Source organism: Aestuariibacter sp. GS-14 (assembly GCF_006494365.1).
In the GTDB taxonomy this organism is placed as follows: Bacteria; Pseudomonadota; Gammaproteobacteria; order Enterobacterales; family Alteromonadaceae; genus Alteromonas; species Alteromonas mangrovi.
In genome coordinates this window covers 290,160-315,713 of the sequence record NZ_VHIP01000006.1, presented here as the reverse complement: position 1 = coordinate 315,713, position 25,554 = coordinate 290,160, and the positions used below count along the sequence as shown (strand labels likewise).

19 protein-coding genes are annotated in these 25,554 nt (G+C 47.0%); 10 read left to right on the top strand and 9 right to left on the bottom strand.

Going from position 1 to position 25,554, the window contains the following annotated elements; genetic code table 11:
• Positions 1-553: 553 nt before the first annotated feature.
• From FJ444_RS12550 to FJ444_RS12535, 4 genes are all read left to right on the top strand, one after another.
• On the top strand, positions 554-931 hold the full coding sequence (locus FJ444_RS12550; protein ID WP_140958642.1) for a hypothetical protein: 378 nt from the start codon (positions 554-556) through the stop codon (positions 929-931).
• On the top strand, positions 912-2,180 hold the full coding sequence (locus tag FJ444_RS12545) for a hypothetical protein (RefSeq protein ID WP_140958641.1): 1,269 nt from the start codon (positions 912-914) through the stop codon (positions 2,178-2,180). The genes FJ444_RS12550 and FJ444_RS12545 overlap by 20 nt, the downstream gene beginning before the upstream one ends.
• A 17-nt stretch (positions 2,181-2,197) precedes the next feature.
• A complete protein-coding gene (locus tag FJ444_RS12540) occupies positions 2,198-3,775 on the top strand; it encodes a sensor domain-containing diguanylate cyclase (RefSeq protein ID WP_140958640.1) in 1,578 nt (525 codons plus the stop codon).
• A gap of 383 nt (positions 3,776-4,158) precedes the next feature.
• The gene (locus FJ444_RS12535; RefSeq protein ID WP_140958639.1) at positions 4,159-5,241 is read left to right on the top strand and encodes a CNNM domain-containing protein; all 1,083 of its coding nucleotides are present in this window, start codon (positions 4,159-4,161) and stop codon (positions 5,239-5,241) included.
• 23 nt (positions 5,242-5,264) lie between these two features.
• Here FJ444_RS12535 and pdsS read toward each other — a convergent pair whose 3' ends face one another.
• Together pdsS and pdsR are read right to left on the bottom strand one after the other, a co-directional pair.
• Entirely contained in the window at positions 5,265-7,427 is a 2,163-nt protein-coding gene (gene pdsS / locus FJ444_RS12530) for a proteobacterial dedicated sortase system histidine kinase (RefSeq protein WP_140958638.1), read from the bottom strand.
• 17 nt (positions 7,428-7,444) lie between these two features.
• Positions 7,445-8,134 (bottom strand): proteobacterial dedicated sortase system response regulator, encoded by a 690-nt coding sequence (gene pdsR / locus FJ444_RS12525; protein ID WP_140958637.1) that lies wholly within the window; start codon positions 8,132-8,134, stop codon positions 7,445-7,447.
• 337 nt (positions 8,135-8,471) lie between these two features.
• On the opposite strand from pdsR, the gene pdsO reads away from it, so the two are divergent.
• Positions 8,472-9,194, top strand: coding sequence for a sortase-associated OmpA-like protein PdsO (pdsO, locus tag FJ444_RS12520; RefSeq protein ID WP_140958636.1), 723 nt, complete (start codon positions 8,472-8,474; stop codon positions 9,192-9,194).
• Between the two features lie 60 nt (positions 9,195-9,254).
• On the opposite strand, the gene FJ444_RS12515 is transcribed toward pdsO, so the two are convergent.
• Positions 9,255-10,172, bottom strand: a complete 918-nt coding sequence (locus FJ444_RS12515) for a diguanylate cyclase (protein ID WP_140958635.1) — start codon at positions 10,170-10,172, stop codon at positions 9,255-9,257.
• Between the two features lie 308 nt (positions 10,173-10,480).
• Here FJ444_RS12515 and FJ444_RS12510 point away from each other — a divergent pair, with 308 nt between their 5' ends.
• The 5 genes from FJ444_RS12510 to panP all read left to right on the top strand — a co-directional run bounded on the left by FJ444_RS12510 (position 10,481) and on the right by panP (position 18,411).
• The gene (locus tag FJ444_RS12510) at positions 10,481-13,906 is read left to right on the top strand and encodes an ATP-binding protein (protein ID WP_140958634.1); all 3,426 of its coding nucleotides are present in this window, start codon (positions 10,481-10,483) and stop codon (positions 13,904-13,906) included.
• A 195-nt stretch (positions 13,907-14,101) separates the two neighbouring features.
• Positions 14,102-15,025 carry an ABC transporter ATP-binding protein gene (locus FJ444_RS12505; protein ID WP_140958633.1) on the top strand — a complete coding sequence of 308 codons (924 nt, stop codon included), beginning with the start codon at positions 14,102-14,104 and terminating at the stop codon, positions 15,023-15,025.
• Complete coding sequence (locus FJ444_RS12500) at positions 15,025-15,798, top strand: ABC transporter permease (RefSeq protein ID WP_140958632.1); 774 nt, start codon at positions 15,025-15,027, stop codon at positions 15,796-15,798. The genes FJ444_RS12505 and FJ444_RS12500 overlap by 1 nt, the downstream gene beginning before the upstream one ends.
• A gap of 3 nt (positions 15,799-15,801) precedes the next feature.
• Complete coding sequence (locus FJ444_RS12495; protein ID WP_140958631.1) at positions 15,802-16,479, top strand: tRNA (guanosine(46)-N(7))-methyltransferase TrmB; 678 nt, start codon at positions 15,802-15,804, stop codon at positions 16,477-16,479.
• 294 nt (positions 16,480-16,773) lie between these two features.
• Complete coding sequence (gene panP / locus FJ444_RS12490) at positions 16,774-18,411, top strand: pyridoxal-dependent aspartate 1-decarboxylase PanP (protein WP_140958630.1); 1,638 nt, start codon at positions 16,774-16,776, stop codon at positions 18,409-18,411.
• Between the two features lie 24 nt (positions 18,412-18,435).
• Here the strand turns inward: panP and FJ444_RS12485 are convergent, their stop codons facing one another.
• The 6 genes from FJ444_RS12485 to gluQRS form a co-directional block, all read right to left on the bottom strand.
• Positions 18,436-20,850 (bottom strand): PAS domain-containing protein, encoded by a 2,415-nt coding sequence (locus FJ444_RS12485; RefSeq protein WP_140958629.1) that lies wholly within the window; start codon positions 20,848-20,850, stop codon positions 18,436-18,438.
• Between the two features lie 144 nt (positions 20,851-20,994).
• Positions 20,995-21,843 (bottom strand): pantoate--beta-alanine ligase, encoded by an 849-nt coding sequence (gene panC, locus FJ444_RS12480; RefSeq protein ID WP_140958628.1) that lies wholly within the window; start codon positions 21,841-21,843, stop codon positions 20,995-20,997.
• A gap of 2 nt (positions 21,844-21,845) precedes the next feature.
• Positions 21,846-22,640 (bottom strand): 3-methyl-2-oxobutanoate hydroxymethyltransferase, encoded by a 795-nt coding sequence (gene panB / locus FJ444_RS12475; protein ID WP_140958627.1) that lies wholly within the window; start codon positions 22,638-22,640, stop codon positions 21,846-21,848.
• Between the two features lie 40 nt (positions 22,641-22,680).
• Positions 22,681-23,184 (bottom strand): 2-amino-4-hydroxy-6-hydroxymethyldihydropteridine diphosphokinase, encoded by a 504-nt coding sequence (folK, locus tag FJ444_RS12470; protein ID WP_140958626.1) that lies wholly within the window; start codon positions 23,182-23,184, stop codon positions 22,681-22,683.
• On the bottom strand, positions 23,174-24,517 hold the full coding sequence (pcnB, locus tag FJ444_RS12465; RefSeq protein WP_370298044.1) for a polynucleotide adenylyltransferase PcnB: 1,344 nt from the start codon (positions 24,515-24,517) through the stop codon (positions 23,174-23,176). The genes folK and pcnB overlap by 11 nt, the downstream gene beginning before the upstream one ends.
• A gap of 36 nt (positions 24,518-24,553) precedes the next feature.
• Positions 24,554-25,492, bottom strand: coding sequence for a tRNA glutamyl-Q(34) synthetase GluQRS (gluQRS, locus tag FJ444_RS12460; protein WP_255439149.1), 939 nt, complete (start codon positions 25,490-25,492; stop codon positions 24,554-24,556).
• Between the last annotated feature and the right edge of the window lie 62 nt (positions 25,493-25,554).

Below are 25,554 nucleotides of genomic sequence, written 5' to 3'. Positions count from 1 at the left end.
TATGCCTCAGAGTGCACGTCGTGATCTAAGTCGTTTTTACTCACTCTGAGAGGGCAAACTTCTATGCGAATTGGTATTAATTTTCTTAGATTCTTTTGGTAACCCTTAGGAATTTCCTGAACGGCTTGAACTGTAAAAGGCGAAAGCACACTTCAATATCACACCGCCAGAACTACTTTCGCTCTAAAAGGAGCTTTGGGCGAGCAGTGGAAGTGGACGTTTTCTGTTGTGCAACGCCGCTTTACTGGTGAGTCAGAAGTCGGCTGAACCCTGCTTGTTACAGTATGTTTCCCCTACAAAATAATTGAACTCTGTTTGAAGTCAGCTACGCTTTAAATGAGTAAGTTCAATGTCTCTGGGTGTTAATTCATGTTTAGTCATTTACTTCGAGGTAGTCGTAATAACGACGCGTGTCGGTGGCTATTTTTTGTATGTCTACTCAATCTGCACTGAATTAAACCTATTCAGAAAGGTGCTGTGTAACTTAATGTCCCGGCAAAACTGGCTTTGCAAAATGGTACTGGCGATAGCAGTTAGCAGCATTGCTAATTGTGTGTCAGCGTTTGCAGATCCCATCGCTGTCGTGGTTCCCCAAAAGAGTGAAATCAGTGAATTAACCAAAAAGCAGGTTATCGACATCTTTATGGGCCGCTTTGACTTACTTGAGAGTGGCCAGCGAATCAAACCGGTTGACTACAACAATGGTTACGAATTCAGGGAGCAGTTTTATCGTGCGTTACTGGACAAATCAGAGCGTCAGGTAGCGGCATATTGGTCCCGCTTGTTGTTTTCTGGCAGGGCAAAGCCCCCTATTCAGGTACCAAGCGTTCAAAATAGTATCGAAGAACTCAGTAGTGATGCTTCTATGATTACTTACATACCCATCACTATGGTTTCAGAGGAGATGAAGATTGTCCTGGTTCTGGAATAAGTCATTCGTGATGTTGTGTTTATTGTGTGTAGAGGCTGTAACGGCGAGCTTAGCGCATGCTCAGGTTAACGTTAACGGATTTGCTACGCTGGGGTACACAAGCAGTAATGCTGATGATCTGGTTTTTCGCTCTGCTATCAATCGCTGGCCCGAACAAGGTTCAAACTTTAAAACCGAATCAGTGCTGGGAATTCAAATTGATTATCAGTTGTCCGATAAAGCCGACATAGTGTTCCAAAGCCTGCTGGAAAACAAACACTATGACGCCTTGTCGGATTATTTTGAAATGGCATTTGTCCGGTATCAGTTTAACCGAAACTGGACTGCCCGGGCAGGACGCATCAATTACAATGCGTATCTGCTCTCTGAGTATTTACACGTGGGATACAGTTATCTGTGGGCTGCGCCACCCATGGAGTATTACACGCCTTCTTCCAATTTATCCTATATCGATGGGGCTGAAATTCAGTACAGGAAGTCGTTTTCTACCGGCGTTTTGCAATCTACCCTGGCCTTTGGCGTAAGCAAGGCAGATGTACTGAATAATGATGCAAATTACTTCTTTGAATACGATTATGTTGTAAATGGCTCCGTTACCTATGAAACCGATAATTGGACTCTTAAGGGGACTTTGAGTCAGTTCCATGGCAAACGGTCTTACTTCGGGAGCCTGAATCAGTTTCAACGGGATTTAACACAACTGCCATCAGATTGGTGGCCTGCCGCAGAAAGCATAGCAGACGAACTCAACTTTTTGGCCAAGCATGTTAATTACGCTGCGTTGGGTTACAGCTATAACGATAGCGCGCTCATCATCATGGCAGAAGCTGCCATGCTTGATGTTGAATGGAGCGTGCTGGGCAACCTGGCTTATGGTTATGTCAGCTTAGGCTACTGCTTCGGAGAACTTACGCCATACATCACACTGGCTACGATTAATACCACCGATAAGCGCAAGGTCATAGAACAGCCAAATTACGCTGAAGTAGGTGACCCAAATGCCATTGCCGACTTGGCCGGTATGTATTTCGGTTACCAGTATTTACTGGATATATCGCGCATAGAACAATCATCGGTGGCCATTGGCTTGCGTTGGGATTTTACAGCAAATTGGGCGCTAAAAGCGCAGCTTACCGCGTTTGAATTACGGGGGCCTGGCTACGGCATTTGGGGGAGTGACCAGCAGGTTAGTATAGATGACAAACGGGATGTGAATGTGTTTAACCTCAATCTCAATGTTATTTTCTAACGTCGGCCGGAATAGCCATGAATAAACTACAAGACAAGTTACACGTCAGACTGGCATTTGTTGTTGCGGTGGTAGGTATTCTTATTTCCATTGCAGGTAGTCTTATTGTTTTCCAGCTTGCGCAAGCCGAGCAACAGCGCTTCAGTCAGCACCTGGTAAATCAAATTGCGCAAGGCTCGGTTAAACCCGCAGCGATTGCTGTTTACGTAAACGATGCAGAGCTGGCAAAGGAGATCATCGAAAGTCTGCAAATTAATGATTTGGTGTTAGCAGCGGAAATTCGCAACGAAGCTGGCATTTTTGCTGAGACATCGTTAAAGAATGAATCAGCGGATGCAATTGTGCTGAAATTACCGCATCCCTTCATCAGTAACGACTTCGTAGGTGAGCTGCTGGTTTATCCTGACAATGTGTTTATTCAGGGTCTGGCAGTAGCCGATGCCCGTAACAGCGTTTGGGAAATGATGATGGTGTCGATGGCCCTTACGCTTACCATGTACATAGCAATTTATCAGTTGCTCTCTCGCCCGCTAATCAAGCTTTATAATGCCTTTGAGCGCGTTGATCCCAGTAATCCCGAATTCCTCGAAAAAATTGACATTCAGTATACAAAGAAAGATGAAGTCGGCTTTTTAATTAGCGGTATTAACCGCCTTATTCATGCTGTAAGAATTAACTTTGTTGCTGAACGGCGGTTGCGGATGCGAACCGAAAAGCTCGAGCAGCGGTTTCGGCTGGTGTTTGACAAAGCGTCGGTTGGTATTGGGTTAATCTCTACCAGAAAGGGTATTTTGTTAGAAAACCCGGTATTTCATGACATCGTAGGGCAGATATGCTCGTTACATGATTTTATTCATATGTTTGATACGCCCGATCAGGTAACGGAGGCGATTGCTGAGCTGCGGGCAACTCAGCAGTCGGGCCCAATAACCCTTGATCTGTCTTATCGCAACAGTGAGCAACAAGTTCGCTGGCTGAATTGCTTATTCGCGCTGGTAATCGATCAGCGCAGCACGGAGCGCAACGACGATATGTTAATTGAAGTGATTTTAAATGATGTGACGGATCGAAAAGAAAAAGAATCCAAAGCAAAATACCTTGCTCAGCATGACGCACTTACTGGCTTATTGAATCGTCATGGCGGCGAATTGAAATTACAGATGCTGATGAAGTCTGTTTCAACAACCACAGTCACGGCAATCATGCTGATCGATTTGGATAACTTTAAACCCATCAACGATAGTTACGGCCATGATGCAGGGGATGCGGTGTTACAGGAAACGGCTCAGAGAATTAAGCGCTTGTTCAACGATCCTGATGACGTGTGTTGCCGCTGGGGCGGCGATGAATTTGTCATTGGTTTCCGGCGCGACACATTGTTGCCGTCAGCAATGGAGACCCTTTGTAATACGCTTCTACACGGCATTGAAGCGCCTATTGCGCTGTCCAGTACGCAGTACTGTGCTATTTCTGCCAGTATTGGCGTTGCTTTGGTCGATACGCCACCACAAAGCCTTGAAGATATTCTGAATGAAGCTGATGAAGCCATGTATCAGGTGAAGCGACAAGGGCGCTCCAATTACCTGATCGTGTGAATTAAGTGCTTGTTGGCAGTGCCATATGGCCGAACTACTGAGTGAGTTACAGATAAACTGAAACGCCAGGGTTAAGTTAACCCTGGCGTTTTTAAATGTCCGTATAAAGGAGCTTAGAGATAAGCCCGGAAAATGCCTGCCGTGATAATGACTAAAGACACTGAGTACAATACCAGTGTGACCTGATCACATAATCTAGTTTTTGACATCATTCGTACCTCTTATCAGCGAATGTAATCAAAATGTAACACCATATGTTTTATTTGTTAATTATTCTTTGGTCGTAGATTGAAGGTTGTAACTTTATCAGTATGTCTCATAATGGATTGTTCGTGGCTTTTCATAAAAGCTCAGGAATTTGACAAGGAAACGGAACGAACAACATGTTACTCCTGCTTATTTATATTTTCATCGCACTGGGCTTTTCCTTTATTTGCTCAGTAGCGGAAGCGGTGATTTTAAGTGTCTCGTCAGCATACATCTCACTAATGGAAAAAGAAGGTAAGGGGAGCGGTAAGTTACTCCGTGAGTTAACCGACGACATTAACCGTCCTCTGTCAGCCATACTTACACTGAATACTATAGCGCATACGATGGGGGCGGCTGGGGCAGGTGCTCAGGCAGCGGTGGTGTTCGGCGATGCCTATCTGGGCGTAATTTCAGCGATTCTCACGCTGCTCATTCTGGTCTTTTCTGAGATCATTCCTAAAACACTCGGTGCTACCTATTGGCGCGGGCTTGCTCCAGTTACGGCGTATTTTTTGAAGTATCTGGTAATCGTATTATTGCCATTCGTAAAGATGTCTCAATGGCTCACAAAAGGGTTCAAGGAAGAGTCGCCACTGCGTGGACTTAGCCGGGCAGAGTTGCATGCCATGGCCGAACTCAGTGGTGAAGAAGGTCAGTTAGATGCACATGAGGCAGCATTTTTAAAAAGTTTGCTCAGTTTAAATGCGCTTACCGTTAAGGATGCCATTACTCATCGCACTCAGGTTTTTTCGGTGAGCGAAGAATTGAGTGTAGAAGGATTCTTCCATAAACACGGCAATATCGAATTTTCGCGAATCCCGGTTTACGAATCGCAAGACAGTGAATTGGTGACCGGCTTTGTGTTGCGTTCAGATTTACTGTTAGCCCAGGCCCGAGGCAACGGCGATAGCCCGCTCAGCCGCTATCGCAAGAGTATGGTTACCGTTTTAGGCTCCATGCCGCTGTCAGCCACGTTTGACCACTTTCTTAAGAATCACATTCACATGTTATTAGTGGTAGATGAATATGGCGGGCTCGAGGGCATATTGACACTTGAGGATTTGCTGGAGCGTTTGCTTGGGGTAGAAATTATTGATGAGAAAGATACCGCAGTGAGTATGCGTCGGCTTGCCTACATGATGTATCGCAGGAAGCAGCAAATGTTACTTAAAAATGTACCAGATAGCAGCATGACGCAACGGTCAGGAAAGCAATAACCCCTGACCTGACCGTGTTAGAACTAGTGCAGAGCAGGAAAGGTAGTTACTACACAAACGCCGGTATGGTCTGGCAGGTTGTTGAGCGCAATACTGCCGTGATGAAATGCCACGATGATATTGGCAATATACAGCCCTAAACCCAAATGAGGCGGTCCGTCAGACTGATTGCCTTCAGCTCTTACCGACACCATCGACTGGGTAAGCTGCGATTGCATCCCCTGAGGTAATAACGGCCCCGTGTTAGTAATACTGAGTTTAATGTGGCGATTTTCCTGCCAGATATGTAATGCAATAGTGCTGTCTTTAGTGCTGAACTCCACTGCATTGGCAATGATTTTATCCAGCATCTGGGCAATCAGATCCGGCGAACCGTTCAGCTGCGCTTGTTTAACCGATAATTTCAAGGCGAACTTGCGCTGCGGATAGGCATACTGATATCCCTCAACGCAGCCTTTTACTACCCGGGCCAAATCAAACTGTTCAGTATCTTCCTGACTAATGGCGTGTTCTAAGCGAGTAGCTTCACTCATACTATTTAAAATGCTGCTCAGGCGACTGATGCCAGATTGAGCACGACTCAAAAACACCTGTTGCTGGTCTGGATCCTGGACCTGATTAAGGGTATCCAGCGACGAACGCACTACGGCAATCGGTGTGCGCAGTTCATGAGAGAGTCTCGACGCCATATTCTCCAGATAAGAATTGTATTGTTGCAAACGACTTAATACGGCGCTGAACGAACGCGACAAATCACCAATTTCATCAGCATTGCGCGAAGGTGTTAAGGTACCAATGATTTTTCCGTTCGAGTCGATCACTGCCTCGGTGTTGTCGCGCAGCGTGCGGATACGACTGGAAATGCGATGTGCAAATAACAGCAGGCCTGTGGTACCCAATAGCATTACCGCTAAGATGACGTGAAAAAGTTGTTCCAGCGCCCGGTTGCGAAGAGTGCGAATACCGTGAGTGGTTTGCTCAACGACTACGGCACCCATTACCGCATCGCCAATGTAGATTGGATAGGCGGCAGACAGGATCACTGCTTTATTGTCGGGAGTGAGTCGCCATAGCGAGTCCGGTTCGCCTGCCAGCGCCCGGTTAATGTCTTTCCCGGCCAATGCATAGGCATCCGCCAGTTCGTCAACAAAATCGCCGGGGGGGCGGGTCAGAATTTGATAGTACAGCGGCAATAGCCAGTTTTGTTCTATATAACCCCACCAGCCCTGGCTGGCAGGACGCTGCTGTCCGGCATTAAAGCCCTGTGATGAATGGATTGAACCGGAACGCGCCAGTACCCGCTTGTGCTTGTCAATGACCCACACCCTCGAATCAGCGTAACGCAGTCCTGACAAAATACGCTCAATTTCCGGCGATGGCGTCACTACTGTACCTAAATCGTCACTTTGATTTGGGTTAGCAGTTCCCATTGCGTATTGTTTTATACGGCTGATGTCATCGTCTACATCAACCAGTGCAAATGCCAATGAGCCAGAGGTCATGGTAATAGGGAAGCGAAGCTCAATACTGTAACCTTGTTGCGTAAGTAACCAGCGCCCCTGAATTTGCAGGGCATTGTCGGTGGCTCTGAAGAAGCGGGGATCATCATCCAGTCGGTAGGCATTCACCCAACCGGGTTTGTAGGGCGAAATAATGTAACGCTGTAAGCTGTCGTTTGCGTCCAGCATGCCAATTAGCAGATGATCAGAGCGATCCACACTTAAACTATTGGGCGCTCGAAACACAACCTTGTCGTCGGCAACGTCAAACATGGCATAAAAATACTGGTCGTAGCGGCCTACCATGTGTTGAAAGCTCATGGATACCGGGGCTTTGTCGTCAAACCAGGTAACAATATTATTTTTATTATAGGCTTGTATCAGGGGCGACACCGCCTGCCATTCCTGCAGACGGCCATCTAACTGAATCGGCACGTCAATTGGTGGCGCATATAGATCGGTACCAGGGCGAACGTTTTGCAAATAGGCCGACTGACTATCGAACAGTGCCGGGCGTTCGTGCAGTGCAGTTGCCACTGCGCGTGCAGTCCCGATCATGGTTTGTTCCTGACCAATACGCAGATACTGCTCCAATTCCCAAACGTACTTGTACCCCAGCCACGGAATGGCGAACAGAAACAATGACAGAACTAATAACTGAAGCCTGATTGAAAAACGTAATTTCACAGCGCCATCCTGAGCCTTTACTGCTGCCAGCGGTAACCCATACCATACACGGTATCGATGTGATCAAAGTCGGCATCTGCCTGAATGAATTTTTTACGCATGCGCTTTATATGCGATGTAATTGTGGAGTCATCCACCACCATGCGCGACTCATCCATAAGTTGTTGTCGGCTTTTTACATGACCAGGGCGTTTTATGATGGCGTGTAACATCCAGAACTCGGTAACAGTTAATGCAATCGGCATGTCTTTCCAGCTTACTGTCATGCGGCTCACATCCACTAACAGGTGTCCCAGCTTTATCAGGTCGCTATCCTGCTTTGGCGTCGCCAGCAGGTCGGTGCGCCGAAATAGTGCGGCGATACGAGCCAGTAAATGGGCCATGCTGATGTCTTTGGTTAGGTAATCATCTGCGCCCATTCGTAAACCACTGATCGTATCTACGTCATTATCTCTTGCGGTAAAAAAAATAATGGGCAGTGTTTGAGACAGCCGGCGCAATTGCTGACACAGCATGAAACCGCCTTCCATCTCGTCTTTTAAACCAATATCAATGATCGCCAAATCCGGCAGAGCCTGATTAAAGGCGGCACTGGCCGACGGGCGATCTGCATAAGCATTTACCGTGTAACCCTGACCCGTCAGGGCCGCGGTATAGTTATCGCGAATGGCGATATCATCTTCTACTAGCGCAATGTTTCGTGGCATGGTTTTCACTTACAAAAGGTATGTACAGGCACTATACATTAAGAGTGCCTGTGGCGTGGCAAGTTCGGCACAAATTCCCCCAACTTGCCATATTTCTGCCACTTTTATGCAGGCATAACAGTCACTTCGTATTGCTGCAAGCCCTGAGCTGTAGTGTATTTATATTGCATGCGCACCTCTGAACTCCTGCATGATTTATGGCAATCCTGCCAACTTTTGCCCGGGTTACTGCTTTTTTGCCCCTGCATTTCCATAACACCCGAATCATTAAGCCATATGCGATTGCTTTAATAGCACCATCAAATCAAAACACCACAATCGTTTAAAGGAAATCACTATGCGTAAATCAATGTTAGCTGCCCTGGTAATGGCCACCTCTCTTACTGCAACCAGCACCTATGCAAAGGATAAAGAGTCTGATTACGAACATGCTCCCGGTATCGGCTTGGGCACCGGTGTGGTAATTGGTGCCATTGTGGCGGGTCCGGTTGGTGCTGCCGTAGCGGGTTTCATGGGCGCCATGTTAGGTAATGATGTACGTCAGGATAAAATCCTGGCGTCTAAAACTGAACAACTGTCGGCACAGTCACAGTTACTCTCTGAGCGCGATAAAGCACTGCTCGCCATGCGCAGTCAATTGCAATCCATGCAACAGGCTTCAGTCACCCAGGTGGCCATGCATGAGGAACGCAGCGAACCTTCTATTACATTGCAAAGCAGTGTGCAGTTTCAAACCGGCGCGTATGACATTGCGCCAGACTATCAAAAGCAATTGGATTTGATAGCAAAAACACTAAAAGGCTACCCGTCATTAACGGCAAGGCTAACCGGCCATGCTGATGTTCGGGGCGATGATGAATACAACCAGGCGTTGTCCATGCAGCGGGCAATAAGTGTAAAACAATATCTGATAAATAAGGGGGTAGATAACCAGCAGATTCTAACTGTGGCCCTAGGGGAATCTCAAAGTGCCCATCAGGGCGGTGAGCAAACGTTCTTTGATCGCAAAGTGGTAATTGAACTTGGCAATGAGGATGCAACGTTAACTGCCCAGCGCTAAGTATATTGCCAGGCAGGTAATCCGTCGTTACAGAGTGATTTGAGCGATCACTCTGTTTCGTTATTTACACACAACGCGATTTTTACCGTTCATTTTGGCTTCATACAAATTGACATCGGCCAGCTCAAGTATTTCGTCTAAATTATCCTGATTAAACGAGCGGGTACTAACCGCGCCCGCACTCACAGTGATCCTGCCAAAATCAGTGTTTTTATGCGGTATACCTGCTTTGTTCACGTCATCCACAATGGCTTGTGCAATGCATCTGGCGATGTGCATATCGGTATCTGGCAAAATGGCTAAAAACTCCTCGCCTCCAAAGCGTATCATTGCATCGCGCGAGCGGCGGGCGTGTTTCTGCAATATATTGGCAACTCGCTGCAGACATTGATCTCCAGCCAGGTGGCCATACTGATCGTTGTATTGCTTAAAGTTGTCCACGTCGAACAAAATAACCCCAAGACGCTGCTGACTGCGCAACAGTTGCCGGGCAAGTTTGGGGTATTCCTGCGTTAAATAGTTGCGATTGAGTAAGCCGGTTAGTGAATCGTGAAAGGTAAGCTCAACCAGCGCATCCATGCGCAGTTTACTGAGCAGGTGGTTGCGTACCCGATGAATGAGCGTTTGTGCTACAACTGGCTTAGAAACAAAGTCGTTGCCACCTGATTCCCAGCACTGAATTTGTGATTCCTTACTTACATTACCGGTGATAAATATAAGTGGGATGTCGTCCAGCTTTTCATTGTGTTTTATGGATTTACATAAATTCAACCCGTTCATTTCGGGCATGTTTACATCGATTACCATTAAATCAGGGCTGTGCTGCTCGCAATACGTTAGTGCATCCTGAGCATTTGCCACAGTAACGCAATGGCACAAATCACTGAGTATCGTTGAAATTACGGTGCGGCTTATATTGTCATCATCAACAATAAGTACAGTGCAGGATTCAATTTTTTTTGTGTCGAGTGCTAGCATAAATAAGTTGTTTGTAGGTGATTATTCAACTTGTTGTTAGTCTTAGCTCATATCCTGACAGATTACCTGTAAGGATGACATTGTAATTATCGTAATTTTGGCTAAAGTTGAAAAAACGTACGCCCGATACCTAAGTATTGGCTAATACTTTATTTATTGCGAATAAATGTTCGGCATTTTCGGCAATAAACCTGATAAAGTCTGGCAGTAAATAAAAAAGAAATACGGGCAATATAGCGTTACTCGCAACAAACAAGCATAACAACGTTAGAGTAATGCAGAACAGCAACAACGCACAGAGGTGAATTTTGCTCAGCCGATTACCTTTGCAACTGGTGGTATTATTCGCGCTGGTTGCGGTTGGTTCATCTTACCTGGCCAACAAACACATGGTTGAAACGGTTAACGAGGCCATTGCCGAAGATCTGGCTGTTAATGCCAGTGAGGTGTCGACGATGCTGTCTGATCATCTCGCAGAATACAAGCACGATGTAGCCTTTTTACACAGTGGACTGGCAGCAACTCATATACAGGAGCGACTGCTAGTTGCTAACTCAAGCGGCGAAACGTCTTTTCGCGGTCCTTCTGAGTTTGATACCGAAGAGTTGTTTAAGGCATTTCTGGCTTCTGCTCCGGCTTTTTTTCAATTGCGGGTAATTTTGCCCAGTGGTCAGGAATATATTCGTGTTGAACGCCGGGGTGGCCGGATTTTGCTGGCCGATAAGTCAGAATTACAAAATAAGGCCGATCGGGACTACGTAGAACAAGGATTACAACTGTCTAAATATGAAACCTATGTCTCATCAATTAATCTTAATGAGGAAAACGGCAGAGTAGAGGTTCCTTATCGTCCAACTGTTCGGATCGTAAAAGGTATTTACAGTCAGTCTAATCAGTTGGAGGGCTTACTGGTCGCTAATGCTGATCTCTCGTCACTACTGGCTAAAGTCGACGACCTTATTTCGTCAGACCTGCACATCATTATTGCCGACGAACATGGCACCATCATAAAGCACCCCGACAACAGTTATCTTTTTGCGAAACAACTGGGTACTAACAGTCATTTTTTCTCGCTTTACGACAGAGAGCCTGCACTGGAGAGTCGCGGTATTGAACATTTCAAAAATGTGAGTGATCCCGTTGATCAATTTGTTGGGAAAGCCAGTCGGTTCCAGTTAGATGCCAGCCACTTTATTGTGGCAGTTGTGGGTAAATCAGATGACGAAATCAATGCGCTTTATACGCAGTCTGCATTGAAGGTTTACAGTGGGTTGGGCTTTGTGTTGGTGAGTTTTGCCGGCATGTTTTTGCTGTTATTCCGCAATATGAAACATCACCAGGCGCTGGCTGAGTCCAGAGCGGTGTCTCATGCGGTTGTAGAAAACAGCAATGATGCAATTTTACTGTTTAACCGCAAGTACAGACTGTTGGATATCAATCCTGCGGCGGAGCGCTTGTTTAATGAGTCCCGAACTACGCTACTTGCCGAGCCGTTAGACAAGGCTTTTAATCAATATGCCAGTATGACCTTGTGTGATATTCACAATAGGGCTAAAGCCGCCAGGTATAATTCGGAAATTGACATAGAGTGGCGGGACGACATATCCATCCGGTACTTTAGGTGTGTACTTATCCCATTACAAGCAAAAGAGAATGCCGGTCAGTTTGTGTTGTTGCTTAACGATGTAACCGCGATAAAAAAATATGCCGCGGAACTGGCTGTATCTAATCGTCAGTTAGAAGATGCGGTATCCGAAAGAACCCATGAGCTGGAACTTGCCTTGGCGGAAGTCAAACAAGCCAATGTAGTTAAAACTCGCTTTATTTCCTCCATCAGTCATGAAATGCGAACCCCCTTGAATGGAATTCTCGGCGCGATGTCCATACTCAAGCGAGATCATGGAAACAAGGGGATAAGTGACATCATTGGTATGGCAGAGGTCAGTACAAACAGTTTGGCGATGCTGGTTAATGACATTCTCGATTTGTCAAAAATTGAAGCGGGCAAACTGGATATCAATCTGACTATGTTTAGCCCGGAAAAGCTATTAGAAGGCGTCTGTCAGTCACAAGCCGTAATGGCATTTGCTAAAGATATCGACTTTTTTATCGATACCTCTGCGCTCAATGTGTCGCAATTGAAAAGCGATCCCTTCCGCATCACACAGATTCTGAATAATCTGGTAGGAAATGCCATTAAGTTTACCCGTAAAGGGGCCGTTCAGGTAATTGCTAAAACCTCACAGGAAGAAAACGACGACGGCGTAAAATTAGTGGTAACTGTTAAAGACTCTGGCATAGGGATTAAGGAAGACGCACAGCAGGCCCTGTTTACTATTTTTACACAGGCAGATCGGAGTATTGCAGCCAATTACGGCGGCTCCGGTCTGGGGTTAGCGATTTGTAAGCAGCTATGTGAATTGCTGGGCGGGGATATTTCACTGAAATCTGTTGTAGGTCTGGGCACCGAGGTCACGTTTTCTATACCCGCTGACGAATTTGTGCGGGTGCCGGCAGCCCGGGCATCAAGACTGAAAAACGAGCAGATTGGACTGTTGTTAATGAATGAAGCTGAACAGGATCATCTCACTGCGTGTCTTGTGAGTTTTGGTGCTTCAGTTCAGGTGCTCAATGAAAAGATGGCGTTGCCAGAGCTGCAGAATGATCTGAGTGTACTTATCGATCTGGATGCAGCGAATGCGGAACATGTCGTGCAATCGTTTATTGAGCTACAGCCCCCTGCCAATAAGTCAAAAATGAAATTATATGGACTGAGCCGCACCGGTTATACCTTTGCTGCCAAGGGTATGCCCCTGTCGCCACTTCGCAAGCCATTAATGGTGTCTTCACTGCTTTCGGCACTAGCCGATCAAAGATCCTCGGATTTTCCGATTCTGGCTAATACGCGCCGTGATTCAGACCGCAAGCGCAACAGGGCGTCTGACGCGTCACATTTTAATCACCAAACCGTGTTAATTGTAGATGACAACAACATCAATCAGGATGTCGTTATGCATATGTTAGCCGGGTTTGACCTGAACTTACTCTTTGCCGAACACGGGCAGGCGGCCTTGGAGGTGCTTAAGGAACGGAGCGAGAAAGGCGAGCGAATCGACCTTATCCTTATGGACTGCAATATGCCCGTAATGGATGGTTTTGCCTGCACGCATGCTATTCGCAATGGCAAAGGGGGACTACATGTAATGAAAGTGCCGATTATTGCTATGACAGCCAATGCTATGAAAGGCGAAAGAGACCGATGTATTGACGCTGGCATGGATGATTATATTACCAAGCCGGTTGAAGCGGATATCCTGACAGATAAATTAACCTTGTGGATTAACCGCGACCTCAAAAAAACGAGCTCGGCCAAACTAATAGAAAATAGAGAGGGTAAAGAAGCACTGATAATTTGGGACAGAAAGGATGCCTTGCAGCGCCTGGCGGGAAACGAAACACTGCTTAAAAAAATTGTTAAGATGTTACTAGAATCTCTGGACGAGCGGTTATCTGCGATTGAAGATGCGATTAATGATGAGGATTCAGAAATGCTTCGTCAGCAAAGCCATAAATTAAAGGGCTCGGTAGGGGAAATAGGCGCAAAAACACTCCACAAACTGTTACAGTCGTTGGAGCATCCGCCCTCAGAACAGGATAATCACGAGGTATTTAACCAAATACTGCAAGACAGTGAAGCATTGCGAAAGGAGCTGACACAGTATCTAGCTGCTTAAGTCATTTTATTACCAAAATTAAAGGGTTGAAAACAGGCGCCTCGACCCTATATTCTTTAAAATTACACAAAGTTTAGCTGTCAACATGATTTATGTTGTTCAGCCTGAACAGTTAAACAAGACTGATTCTGGCGAAAACCGGTATTGGTTCTGCACTGTGCCAAACGGCAAATCTACTATTCCATGGAACAAAGCATGCAAGCGTTAACAATATCCGGGTTAACCAAAACCTATCGTGGCGGTGTTCAGGCGCTGAAAGGCGTCGATTTAACGGTCGCGGAAGGGGATTTCTTTGCCTTACTCGGCCCAAATGGAGCGGGTAAGTCCACCACAATTGGCATTATTAGCTCATTGGTCAATGCCAGTGGCGGTGATGTTAATGTGTTTGGTTACGATCTGCACAGCCAAAAAGAACTGGCTAAATCCTGTATTGGTTTGGTGCCGCAGGAGTTTAATTTCAATCAGTTTGAAACTGTGATGCAAATTGTGGTGAATCAGGCGGGTTATTATGGCGTGCCAAGACAGCTGGCCTTCGAACGTGCAGAAAAGTACTTAACCCAGTTGGACTTGTGGGAAAAACGCAATGCCAGAGCCAGAGAGTTGTCGGGCGGTATGAAACGACGTCTGATGATCGCAAGAGCGCTGATGCACGAACCCAAGATGTTGATTCTGGATGAGCCTACCGCAGGTGTGGATATTGAAATTCGCCGCTCTATGTGGCGTTTCCTGGAAGCGATCAATAAGCAAGGCGTGACGATTATTCTGACTACCCATTATCTTGAAGAAGCGGAAATGCTTTGCCGCAACATTGCGATTATTGATAAGGGGCAGATTGTAGAAAATACGTCCATGAAGTCGCTGTTAGCCAAACTCAATATTGAAACCTTCATACTGGATCTACAGGGTGATACCAACAATATTAAGCTCGACGGTTTTGCGCATCGCTTATCTGATGAGTCGACACTGGAAGTGGACGTTGCGAAGTCCGACGGTTTAAATCCGGTATTTGCGCAACTGACTGCTCAACATATACAGGTAATGAGTATGCGTAATAAAGCCAATCGTCTGGAAGAGTTGTTTGTGAGCCTGGTAGAGGCTGGCCGTAAGGAGAAAGCGTAATGTCGGCGGGTAATAACTGGATAGCACTTACTACTATTTGGATTAAAGAGTGCACGCGATTTTTGCGCATTTGGGTGCAAACACTGGTGCCTCCGGCTATTACAATGAGTTTGTACTTTGTGATTTTTGGTAATCTCATTGGACAGCGCATTGGTGAAATGGGTGGTTTTAGCTACATGGAGTTTATTGTACCCGGCCTGATTATGATGTCGGTGATCACAAACTCCTACGCCAATGTATCTTCGTCGTTTTTCAGTGCCAAGTTCCAGCGCAATCTGGAAGAAATGCTGGTAGCACCGGTGCCGGTGTGGGTCATCATTATGGGGTACGTTGGTGGCGGTGTGGCCAGAGCTATCCTGATTGGTCTGATCGTATCGGCTGTATCTATGTGGTTTGTGGATGTCAGTATTCACAGTCTGCCGGTGATTATTATCACGTTACTGTTAACTGCCACGCTGTTTGCAACGGCCGGTTTAGTCAATGGCATTTTTGCCAAAACCTTCGACGACATTAGCCTTATCCCTACGTTTGTGCTCACGCCGCTAACCTATCTGGGCGGTGTGTTCTATTCATTGTCATTGCTGCCGGAATTCTGGCAATGGGTAAGTAAAGCCAATCCTATTGTGTACATGGTGAACGGCTTCCGCTATGGCTTTTTGGGCGTGTCAGATGTTAATGTTGGCGCTGCCATTGGCGTACTGGTGATTTTTAATATCGCGTTGTTCAGTGTGGCATACATGCTGTTAAAGCGCGGCACCGGCATCAGAACGTAACCTATGCAGGGCAATTCTCGCACCGTGGAAACCACCCAGCCGGGTATTCACGACAAACTTGAAGCGCTGGTGGCCCGCTATAGGACTAGTGAGCATAAACGCCCGGTATCGGCGCATACACAACAGGCGTTTAACGCCTTTACCGAGTGGCTGGGTGACTGGCAGGGGCCTTTGATCATTGATTCCTGTTGTGGCGTTGGAAAAAGTACCGCTACCCTTGCAACGCGATTTCCGGATGCGAAAGTAGTTGGGCTGGATAAATCGGATTTACGCATACAAAAACATGCCCACTATCACAACAATGCCAGTAATTATCGGGTTTTTCGCGCCGATGTAAACGACTTCTGGCGCTTACTGCGACAGGCGCAGCCAGACGCTGCGTGGCAAATAGAACAACATTATTTGTTATACCCCAATCCTTATCCCAAGTCTGCCCAGGTCCAGAAGCGTTGGCACAGCGGCCCGGCGATGCCTGATTTAATGGCAATCGCGCCAATAATTGAAGTACGCAGCAACTGGTTACTTTATTTACAGGAGTTTGCCAGAGCCTGCGAACTTTATGGCAAGTCCACGCGTATTGATAGGGTTGAAACTACTACACCAATTACTCCGTTTGAGGAAAAATACCTGCGTAGTGGGCAAGACTGCTGGGTACTTCGCAGTATTGACGCAAACACCTGAAAGTGCATGAAAATGCTGCGAAAGTAGCCGTTTGTGTCAGTAGTGTTACACTTTTCGTAGGCTTTTACGTTAAAATCCTTATAATCGTTGCCCTGTTATTACCGGCCGCTGGCATATTAGACTTTATGGCACTTGGTGTAACAGGCATTCTGCGATAAAGTGCGGTATGAGTAAGAAAGCTCGTCGCTAAGTTTACAGGATGAGTTTCAGGCGTTGCCGTATCGCGTTGCTGTGGTGTAGTAGTTTGAGTAGGAACGACCACAGAGATCTATATTTATTCGAGAGGTGTGTAGTGTGGGTGAAGCACAAGTAAGCTTAGAGCACCTGTTCCGGGTATTCACTAAACCTGAACACAAAGACTCCAAGCTGGCACAAATTGAACAACACCTTTCCGACAATATTCTTGATTTTTTGTCGCAACATGTTGTAACCAAGAAAACGTCTCTGGAAGAGGTGGAGCAGGACTTTGCTGATGCAGCCATGCCTGAATCACCTGAATTTGTTTCAACGCATGCCGAACACCTGCTCGATAAGCTGGTGGCCCATTCGGTAAATACCTACGCTCCTACGTTTATTGGCCACATGACGTCAGCGTTGCCCTATTTCCACTTGTCATTGTCTAAGCTGCTGGTCGGACTCAACCAGAACCTGGTAAAGATTGAAACCTCAAAAGCATTTACGCCGTTAGAGCGCCAAGTGCTGGGGATGATGCACAACCTGGTTTATGAGCAATCAGAACCTTTCTACCAAAAGTATTTGCACAGTGCCCGTCATGCTTTGGGGGCGTTTTGTTCCGGAGGAACGGTTGCAAATATCACAGCGCTTTGGGTTGCCCGAAACAAGATGCTTGGCCCCGATGCCGGGTTTACTGGTGTCGCTCGAGCTGGTTTAGCCAGCGCGCTTCGCCACTATAACATTAACAACCTGGGTGTACTGTGTTCTAAGCGGGGGCATTACAGCCTGTCTAAAGCCGTTGATCTGCTGGGGATTGGGCGTGAAAGTTTATTAACGCAACCTTGCCCTGATCAGGTACTCGATCCTGCGGTTGCACTAAAAGCCGGCAAAATGTACCAGGAACAAGGGAATCGCCTGCTGGCGATTGTTGGCATTGGCGGTACCACCGAAACCGGCCATGTTGACCCTCTGGATGAGTTGGCAGATGTGGCTAAGGAGCTGGGTTGCTGGTTCCACGTCGACGCTGCCTGGGGTGGCGCAACACTGTTTTCGCAGAACTATCGTCCCATTATGAAGGGTATCGAGCGTGCTGATTCCGTCACTATCGATGCTCACAAGCAAATGTACGTGCCCATGGGCGCGGGTATGACCCTGTTTAAAAACCCTGAAGATGCCAATGCAGTGCGTCATCACGCGCAATACATTTTGCGCGAAGGCTCAAAAGATCTTGGCGCGACTACGCTGGAAGGTTCCCGCAATGGTATGGCAATGATGGTGTACTCATCGTTGCATATATTGGGACGCCGCGGCTACGAACTGCTCATAAATCAAAGTATTGATAAAGCAAAGCAATTTGCCAAAATGATAGATGAACACCCCGACTTTGAATTGGTTACTTCGCCTATTTTGTCTTTGCTAACCTACCGCGTGCTGCCACAATCGGTCCAACAGAAACTAATTTCATTACCCGCAGGAAAAGCCCAACGATTGAATGGTAAAGTGGACAAATTAGTTGTGAATGTGCAGAAATTACAGCGTGAGGCCGGCAAGTCATTTGTGTCGCGCACACGGTTGGAGAGTCCCAAATACGGTGCGTACCCCATTACGGTATTCCGGGTCGTTCTGGCGAATCCGCTTACCACAACAGCAGACCTGCAAGCCATTCTCAAAGAACAGCACGAAATAGCGATGCGCAATAAGGTGTGGCAAGAGTTATTACCTGCCGACAATTTATTGGCCAAAGTGGCGAATAACTAATTGCTTATGTTACTACTCAGCCGCTTAGGGAAGATTCTGTGGATTGATATGCGTTTTTAACATTGAGTACAACACCTTCGCATCTACAGGTTTGCAAATGTGACCTGAAAATCCTCGTTTCTGGTAATCTTCGATATCCGACGCCAAGACATTGGCCGTAATAGCAATAACAGGAATGTTTTTGTTAAGTGTTGAAATAGCCTTTTGGGCTTGCAAACCATCCATCTCCGGCATTTGAATGTCCATTAATACAACATCAAAATCCTGATTGGTAACCGCTTCTACTGCTTGTCGGCCGTTTTCTACCAGCGTCACCTCCGCATGGGTTTGAGCCAAAAATGCCTCAACAACAGCCTGGTTAATCAGGTTATCTTCAGCAACCAGCACTTTTTTGCCAGTTAGACTGGGTACTTCGGGTGTACCATCTTGATTGCCTTCCTGAAGGCTAACGTCTCTTTCCAACGGGAGAATGACGGTAACCTTAGTACCGACACCCTCTTTACTTTGTATGTGAATATCGCCGTTCATTAATCTGGCAAGATTCATGGATATCGACATACCTAATCCGGTGCCACCAAACTGGCGGGTAATGGACGAATCGGCCTGAGTAAAGCGGTCAAAAATATGCTTACAGGTTTCTTCGCTCATGCCAATGCCGGTATCCGATATCGCAATTGAGATGGCAGTGCCCTTTTGGTACTCGGTGCAGGCTATATGGATATCAACGTGACCTTCGCGTGTGAATTTAACTGCGTTGGAAGCAATATTGAGTAATATCTGCTTTACTCTAACCATATCCCCAAGCCAGGTATCCGGAAAGTCACTGGCAATATGTGTTTTCAGTGTGATCCCTTGGTTGTTTACCAGAGGCTGCAAGTCATATTCAACTGATTCAACGACATCCAGCATAGAGAAAGGCTTATTCTCCAGCAGTAACATGTCTGATTCAATTTTAGAGTAATCCAGCACGTCATTAATGATGGTGAGCAGGCTCCGTGCTGAGAATGTAGCCTTGTTTAATATGTTATCGAGCGTGTCGTTAAGGTCTGCTTGCTTCAGCAGCTGCAGCGCCCCTAGTATCGCATTCATTGGCGTACGAATCTCGTGACTCATATTGGCTAGAAAGGCACTCTTGGCCGTAGAGGCTGCTTCGGCCTTTAATTTTTCCTGCTCAAGCGTTGCAAGTGTTTCCACTTTAGCTGAGACATCATAATTCACGCCGATCATTTTAATCGGATTTCCTGCTTCATCCGAAATAATCTGCGCATTGGCTTTGATATGCCGAATATTTTGATCGGGTAATATAATTCTGAATTGCGTATCAAACCGCTTTTGCCCGGAGATAGCCTTGTTTAGCAGCTCTGTAGCGGACACCAAATCGTCAGGGTGTATCCTATTTTCCCAATCTGCAAAACTACCAGTAAATTGTGCTTCACTGATTCCATACAACGTAAACATGGCCGTATCCCACTGCAATTTGCCACAGGAAATATCCCATTCCCAAACGCCCATTTCCATCGAGTCATGGGCAAGTTGCATGCGTAATGCGTTGTTAATCGCCTCGGATTTTGCAGCTTGCAGCGCTTCTTTTTCTTTCCTTTGACGTGTGATGTCTTGCATAACGCCAAACAGTCTTGCACACTTGCCATTCTCAAAAAATGGCTTACCCAGCGTTCTTACCCAAACTTGGCGTCCGAATGCCGTGGTTAATTCGAGTTCCAGCGCCCAGGGACGTCCTTCACTCATACCTTTTTCGATAGCATGGGTTATTTGTAGTCTGCTCTCGCCCTCTTTATAAAAATTAATACCCGATGAGAGATTAGGTTCATAATCGTCGGGTACATCGTGAATACGACGAGTTTGTTGGCTCCAGCTTATTTCGCCCGTAAGCAGATCCATTTCCCAGGTGCCAATTTCTGCAATCTGCTCAAGCTCTTCAAGCACCAGGCTTTGCTTTTGCAATGCGGATGATTGCATTTGGGCATTTTCTGTTCGATGAATGGCTTGTTGTTGAAGCGTTGAGATATTGGTTAATGTACCAACAATCCGGATAGGCTTTGCCTCTTTATTGCGAATTGCTACTGCTCGAATCCTAACCCATACAACATTGTTGTTGCGGTGTTGAAATCGGACAATCTGATCTATTTGGTGCGAGGGGAGTGAGGTATGTTTCTTCACATTAGTGAGTAATTCGTTTAAATCGTTTTCATCAATGTAAGACTCCCATTGTGCAGTCTGGGTTTGTTTCATTATTGCATCGTATCCCAGCATGCCCCAAAAGGCGTCGCTCATCCATCCTCGCCCTTCGCTTTCCAGATCCCAATACCAGATCCCATCCAGCACACAGCTATCGATAAGTTTAAACAGAAACTGATTATCACCAAAAAAGCCGTTTAGCTCGTCAATGATTGTCTGTTGCCGGGAAATGGCTTTGGTCAAAGGTGAGCCTCGCTAAAACAGAAATGCAAATGTGTTTAGTAAGCGTAGCAGTGAGATGAAAGGGCATCAAAGATTTAGGGGGGATCTGCAGCAAAAGTCTTAACGAAACACATGGATGGGTTTCGTTAAGACCAGGTAGAAGATTTATCGGGAAAAATGCAGGTTATCGATAAGACGTGTTTTGCCCATAAAGGCGGCGATCAAAATTACCAGATCGGTATCGGTATCTTTTGCAGGTTGCAGAGTTTGGGCATTGCAAACCGCAACATAGTCGCGTTTGAATCCTGCGCCTTCCAACTGTGATATTGCCTGATTAATTATCGTCGCCTGAGACTCTATGCGGTTGCATAGCGCATCGCGCATCGCGTTCATTGTGGCATAAATCTGGGTGGCTTGTTTGCGCTCAGCTTCCGATAAATACCCATTTCTTGAACTCAGAGCCAATCCGTCAGCCTGTCTTCGGGTTGGAATACCGACAATTTCGATTGGCAACGACAAGTCTTCCACCATGGTGCGGATAACCTGAAGCTGCTGAAAGTCTTTTTCGCCAAAACAAGCCACATCAGGCTGAACCATGTTAAATAGCTTGCACACAATGGTAGCGACCCCACGAAAATGCCCAGGACGGCTGGCGCCACACCACAGTTCGGATATGCCGGGCACTTCCACAAACGTTTGTTCGTTAAGACCGCGAGGGTAAATATCGCTGGCTGCCGGGAAAAACAACGCTTCAACCCCTTCGGCATGGAGTTTGGCTTTATCTGCGTCCAACGTACGGGGGTAGGCATCAAGGTCTTCGTTCGCACCAAACTGCATCGGGTTTACGAAAATCGATACGATTACTACATCTGCCCGTTGTCTGGCTTGCCGGACTAACTCGATGTGGCCATCGTGCAGGTTGCCCATAGTGGGAACAAACGCGACGCGCAGCTGTGCCTGCCGCCACTGCTGGCGGGTCTCACGTAAAGTGCTCAGGGTTTCTATAAATTTCATAATTACTCGAAGCTGTGTTCCGGACCAGGAAATTCAACGGCTTTAACCTGCTCTATATACCGGTTAACCGCTTCTCGAAGATCACCGGTTTCAGTTAAATAGTTTTTGGAAAACTTAGGCATATAGTTGGCACTGATCCCAAACATGTCGTGCATTACCAGTATCTGACCATCTGTATGAGGGCCTGCGCCAATGCCAACAACCGGAATGGTGAGTGCCTGACTAATGCGCTTGGCAAGTGAAGTAGGAACCAGTTCCAATACCAGCAGTTGCGCACCGGCCTGTTCAAGTGCCAACGCGTCGTCCAGCAATTGCTGTGCTTTGTCAGATTCCCGGCCTTGCACTTTGAAACCGCCAAACACATTTACCGATTGCGGCGTTAAACCAAGGTGACCACAAACTGGTACCCCCCTGTCGCGCAAGCCACTGATAGACTCAGCAAGCCAGCGCCCGCCTTCCAGTTTTACCATACTGGCTCCCGCTGCCATTAAGGTAGCAGCATTGAGATAGGTTTGCTCTGGCGTGGAATAAGACATAAAGGGCATATCCGCAATCACAAAGGCCCGTTCGGCTCCCGCACGCACGCAGCGTGTGTGGTAAGCAACGTCTTGTGTGGTAACCGGTAGCGTACTGTCCTGTCCTTGTAACACCATACCCAGTGAATCGCCGATAAGCAGTATTTCAATACCCTGTTCGTCGAACAGCTTGGCAAAACTGGCATCGTAAGCGGTTAAGGCAGTAATTTTCTCTGCCGCTTGCTTTTTGGCTAATAGGGTAGAAATGGTTATTTTTTTCATAAGTGATCTCCTAAACAGGATACACGGGACTATACGTATTTTACGTGCGAATGGAAGAGGGAAGGCGTTTTAAGCCGTCCAGAGAACAGCGTGACACCCAAACCGATAAGGGATGGCCATCTGGCATAATCAGTTCCGGGGCAATTTCAAACAGAGGTACCAGAACAAATTCCCGCTCCGCCATACCGTAATGCGGCACGGTAAGGTCCGGTGTGTCGATGACTTCTTCACCAAACAACAAAATGTCCAGGTCAACCGTACGAGGTCCCCAACGCTCACCATCGCGAATTCGGCCGAGTGCGGTTTCAATCTTTTGAAGCCCACGTAATAAATCATGCGGCGTCATTGTGGTGGTTAATTTGGCAACTGCATTGACGTAGGGCGGCTGGTCAGGCGGTCCCATTGGCTTGCTTTGGTAAAATGACGACGTATGCACAACCTGTGTATGTTCCAGGTCGTTAATTGCCGTTATGGCAGCAACGAGTTGTCCAACAGAATCGCCCAGATTACTACCCAGGCCAACGAATACACGGCTACTCTGCATGATCTTCAGGCTTTGACTTGCGCGGGCGACGGCGTTTACGCGGTGCAGACCCTTCATGTTGACGCAGTTGGTTTAGGAGTTTCTTTTGCTTGCCCGCATCGGCATGCTGGAATTGCGTCCACCAATCTGCCAGTTCGAGCGTTTGTCCGCCTTCTACCTGCCCTCTGGCCAATAAGAAGTCATAACCAGCTCTGAATTTAGGGTGCGATAATAACTGGAACGCGCGACGACCAAATCTACGGGGCAAACGCTGTTGTAGAATCCAGATATCTCTTATCACAGTACTGAAGCGCTTCGGGATCATTATACGTAGGGTTTGTTTGTGCAATATGTCGCCCATCGCAATATTAAATGCATCGTTACTGTTTAATCCTGCTTCCGACTGCAGTTTCAAGGCATGCTCTTCAACCGGATACCACAACAGACTGGCATAAAGGAACGCAGGGGTAACGCGCTGACCACTGTTGATACGTTCATCCGTGTTCTTCAGAACGATTTCCAGTAACTGAATTTCCCTGCCGTCTTTAGTATGCAGTACATTCGCCAGTGCCGGAAACAGTGGGTCGAGCAATTTGTACTGATTCAGCAGGCGAAAGGTGTCGAGCCCATGACCCGACAAAAACAATTTAAGTGTTTCTTCAAATAGCCGCGCTGACGGGATGTTGCTTAGCAAATGCCCATGGGCCAAAATAGGTTTTGCAGAACGGGGCGTGATATTCATGCCGAGCTTGGCTGCGAATCTAACCGCGCGCAGCATGCGAACAGGATCTTCGCGATAACGTACATCAGGATCGCCAATTAATTCTACTTCGCGCCGATTAATGGCGTTAACGCCATTGGCGAAGTCAGTTACCGAGAATGTTGCCACATCGTAATACATGGCGTTAAAGGTAAAATCGCGGCGTTCAGCATCTTCTTCAATTGTGCCAAACACGTTATCCCGGACTAACTGGCCCTGTTCGTCTTGCTTAGCGCTGCTGGTTTCATCACTGTGGTGACCACGGAAAGTCGCTACTTCAATAATTTCGCGACCAAAAACCACATGGGCCAGTCTGAAGCGTCGGCCGATTAAGCGGCAGTTGCGGAATAGTTCTTTGATTTGTTCAGGCGTTGCGTTGGTAACCACATCAAAGTCTTTCGGTTTATGTCCGAGCATCAGGTCGCGTACACAGCCCCCAACCAAATACGCATCGAATCCGGCGTTGTTTAGCCGGTACATTACTTTAAGCGCATTGTCGCTGATGTCTTCTCTGGAAATACAGTGTTCAGCCCTTGGGATCACAACACCTTTCAGGGTGGTGTCATTGCTCTCGCGGCTTAGCACTCGCTTCATCTTGTCCAGAACACGGGTAATGATGGTGATTACTCCTCAATTATTTCGGCCGGTATGATAAGTAGATTCTGTCTCATCGACAATAACTTCCTGCATTTTAGGCACATTTCCATACTGCCAGTTTGCAGTAGCGGCGTCTAATATATCTGATACCGTGTCGCCTTTCACCGAAGACAGACCCAAAAAGGCCAAAGCGCGTAGCAAGTTGTCTTCTGGGGTGGCCAAATCCAACGCCCTGGCGTGGTTTTGTTTACTTAATTTTCGCCCTTTCGCAGTTGCTGCTACCGGAATATGGGCATAAGCGGGGGCAATGGCGGCAAGTGTTTTATACAGAGTAAGGTGGGCGGCGGTGGTATCCAGTAAATCACTGCCCCGTACAATATGCGTTACGCCCTGGGCGATATCGTCCACCACCACCACAAGATTGTAACTGTAAATGCCATCGCTGCGCTGCAGTAACGTATCTTCCAGTGCGTGTGGCTCGGTGACACAAATTTGCCCCAGGATGGCATCGGAGAAAGACGTCACCATGCTGTTACATTGCAACCTGACGGCGTGACCTACGGTTGAATGATTAGCCTTGCGGCAAGTGCCTGGATAAACGCCACCCTGCGCCCGAATTTGCTTACGGGTGCAAACACAGCCATAGACCTGCTGCTGCGCTGTTAGCCGCTGAATTACAGCCTGATATACAGGTAAACGCGCAGATTGATACCATACATCGCCATCCCATTGAAGTCCGTGGGCTAACAGTGCTTGCATAATAAGCTGATCGGCACCGTCTACACATCGCGGTTGATCGATATCTTCCATGCGCAGGATCCATCGACCGTTATTCGCCCGCGCGTCTAAGTAGCTGGCGAGTGCCGCAAGCAATGATCCAAAATGCAAGGGACCTGTCGGTGACGGAGCAAACCTGCCGACGTATCCGTTTTGGGATGAATTAGTGGAAATAGGGGACAAGAAATCCTGCATCACAGTGGTGAGGCAAAGGTTAAGTAGCGAAGCAAACGACCTGCTTATAAAAACAGGCCGAT

Excerpts from the sequence above, each read along its gene's own strand:
- FJ444_RS12535 (WP_140958639.1), top strand. The coding sequence starts at position 4,159 with ATGTTACTCCTGCTTATTTATATTTTCATCGCACTGGGCTTTTCCTTT.
- folK (WP_140958626.1), bottom strand. The coding sequence starts at position 23,184 with ATGCAGAGTAGCCGTGTATTCGTTGGCCTGGGTAGTAATCTGGGCGAT.
- pcnB (WP_370298044.1), bottom strand. The coding sequence starts at position 24,517 with ATGAAGCGAGTGCTAAGCCGCGAGAGCAATGACACCACCCTGAAAGGT.
- gluQRS (WP_255439149.1), bottom strand. The coding sequence starts at position 25,492 with ATGCAGGATTTCTTGTCCCCTATTTCCACTAATTCATCCCAAAACGGA.
- FJ444_RS12500 (WP_140958632.1), top strand. The coding sequence starts at position 15,025 with ATGTCGGCGGGTAATAACTGGATAGCACTTACTACTATTTGGATTAAA.
- FJ444_RS12540 (WP_140958640.1), top strand. The coding sequence starts at position 2,198 with ATGAATAAACTACAAGACAAGTTACACGTCAGACTGGCATTTGTTGTT.
- FJ444_RS12495 (WP_140958631.1), top strand. The coding sequence starts at position 15,802 with ATGCAGGGCAATTCTCGCACCGTGGAAACCACCCAGCCGGGTATTCAC.
- FJ444_RS12515 (WP_140958635.1), bottom strand. The coding sequence starts at position 10,172 with ATGCTAGCACTCGACACAAAAAAAATTGAATCCTGCACTGTACTTATT.
- pdsO (WP_140958636.1), top strand. The coding sequence starts at position 8,472 with ATGCGTAAATCAATGTTAGCTGCCCTGGTAATGGCCACCTCTCTTACT.
- FJ444_RS12505 (WP_140958633.1), top strand. The coding sequence starts at position 14,102 with ATGCAAGCGTTAACAATATCCGGGTTAACCAAAACCTATCGTGGCGGT.
- panB (WP_140958627.1), bottom strand. The coding sequence starts at position 22,640 with ATGAAAAAAATAACCATTTCTACCCTATTAGCCAAAAAGCAAGCGGCA.
- panC (WP_140958628.1), bottom strand. The coding sequence starts at position 21,843 with ATGAAATTTATAGAAACCCTGAGCACTTTACGTGAGACCCGCCAGCAG.
- pdsR (WP_140958637.1), bottom strand. The coding sequence starts at position 8,134 with ATGCCACGAAACATTGCGCTAGTAGAAGATGATATCGCCATTCGCGAT.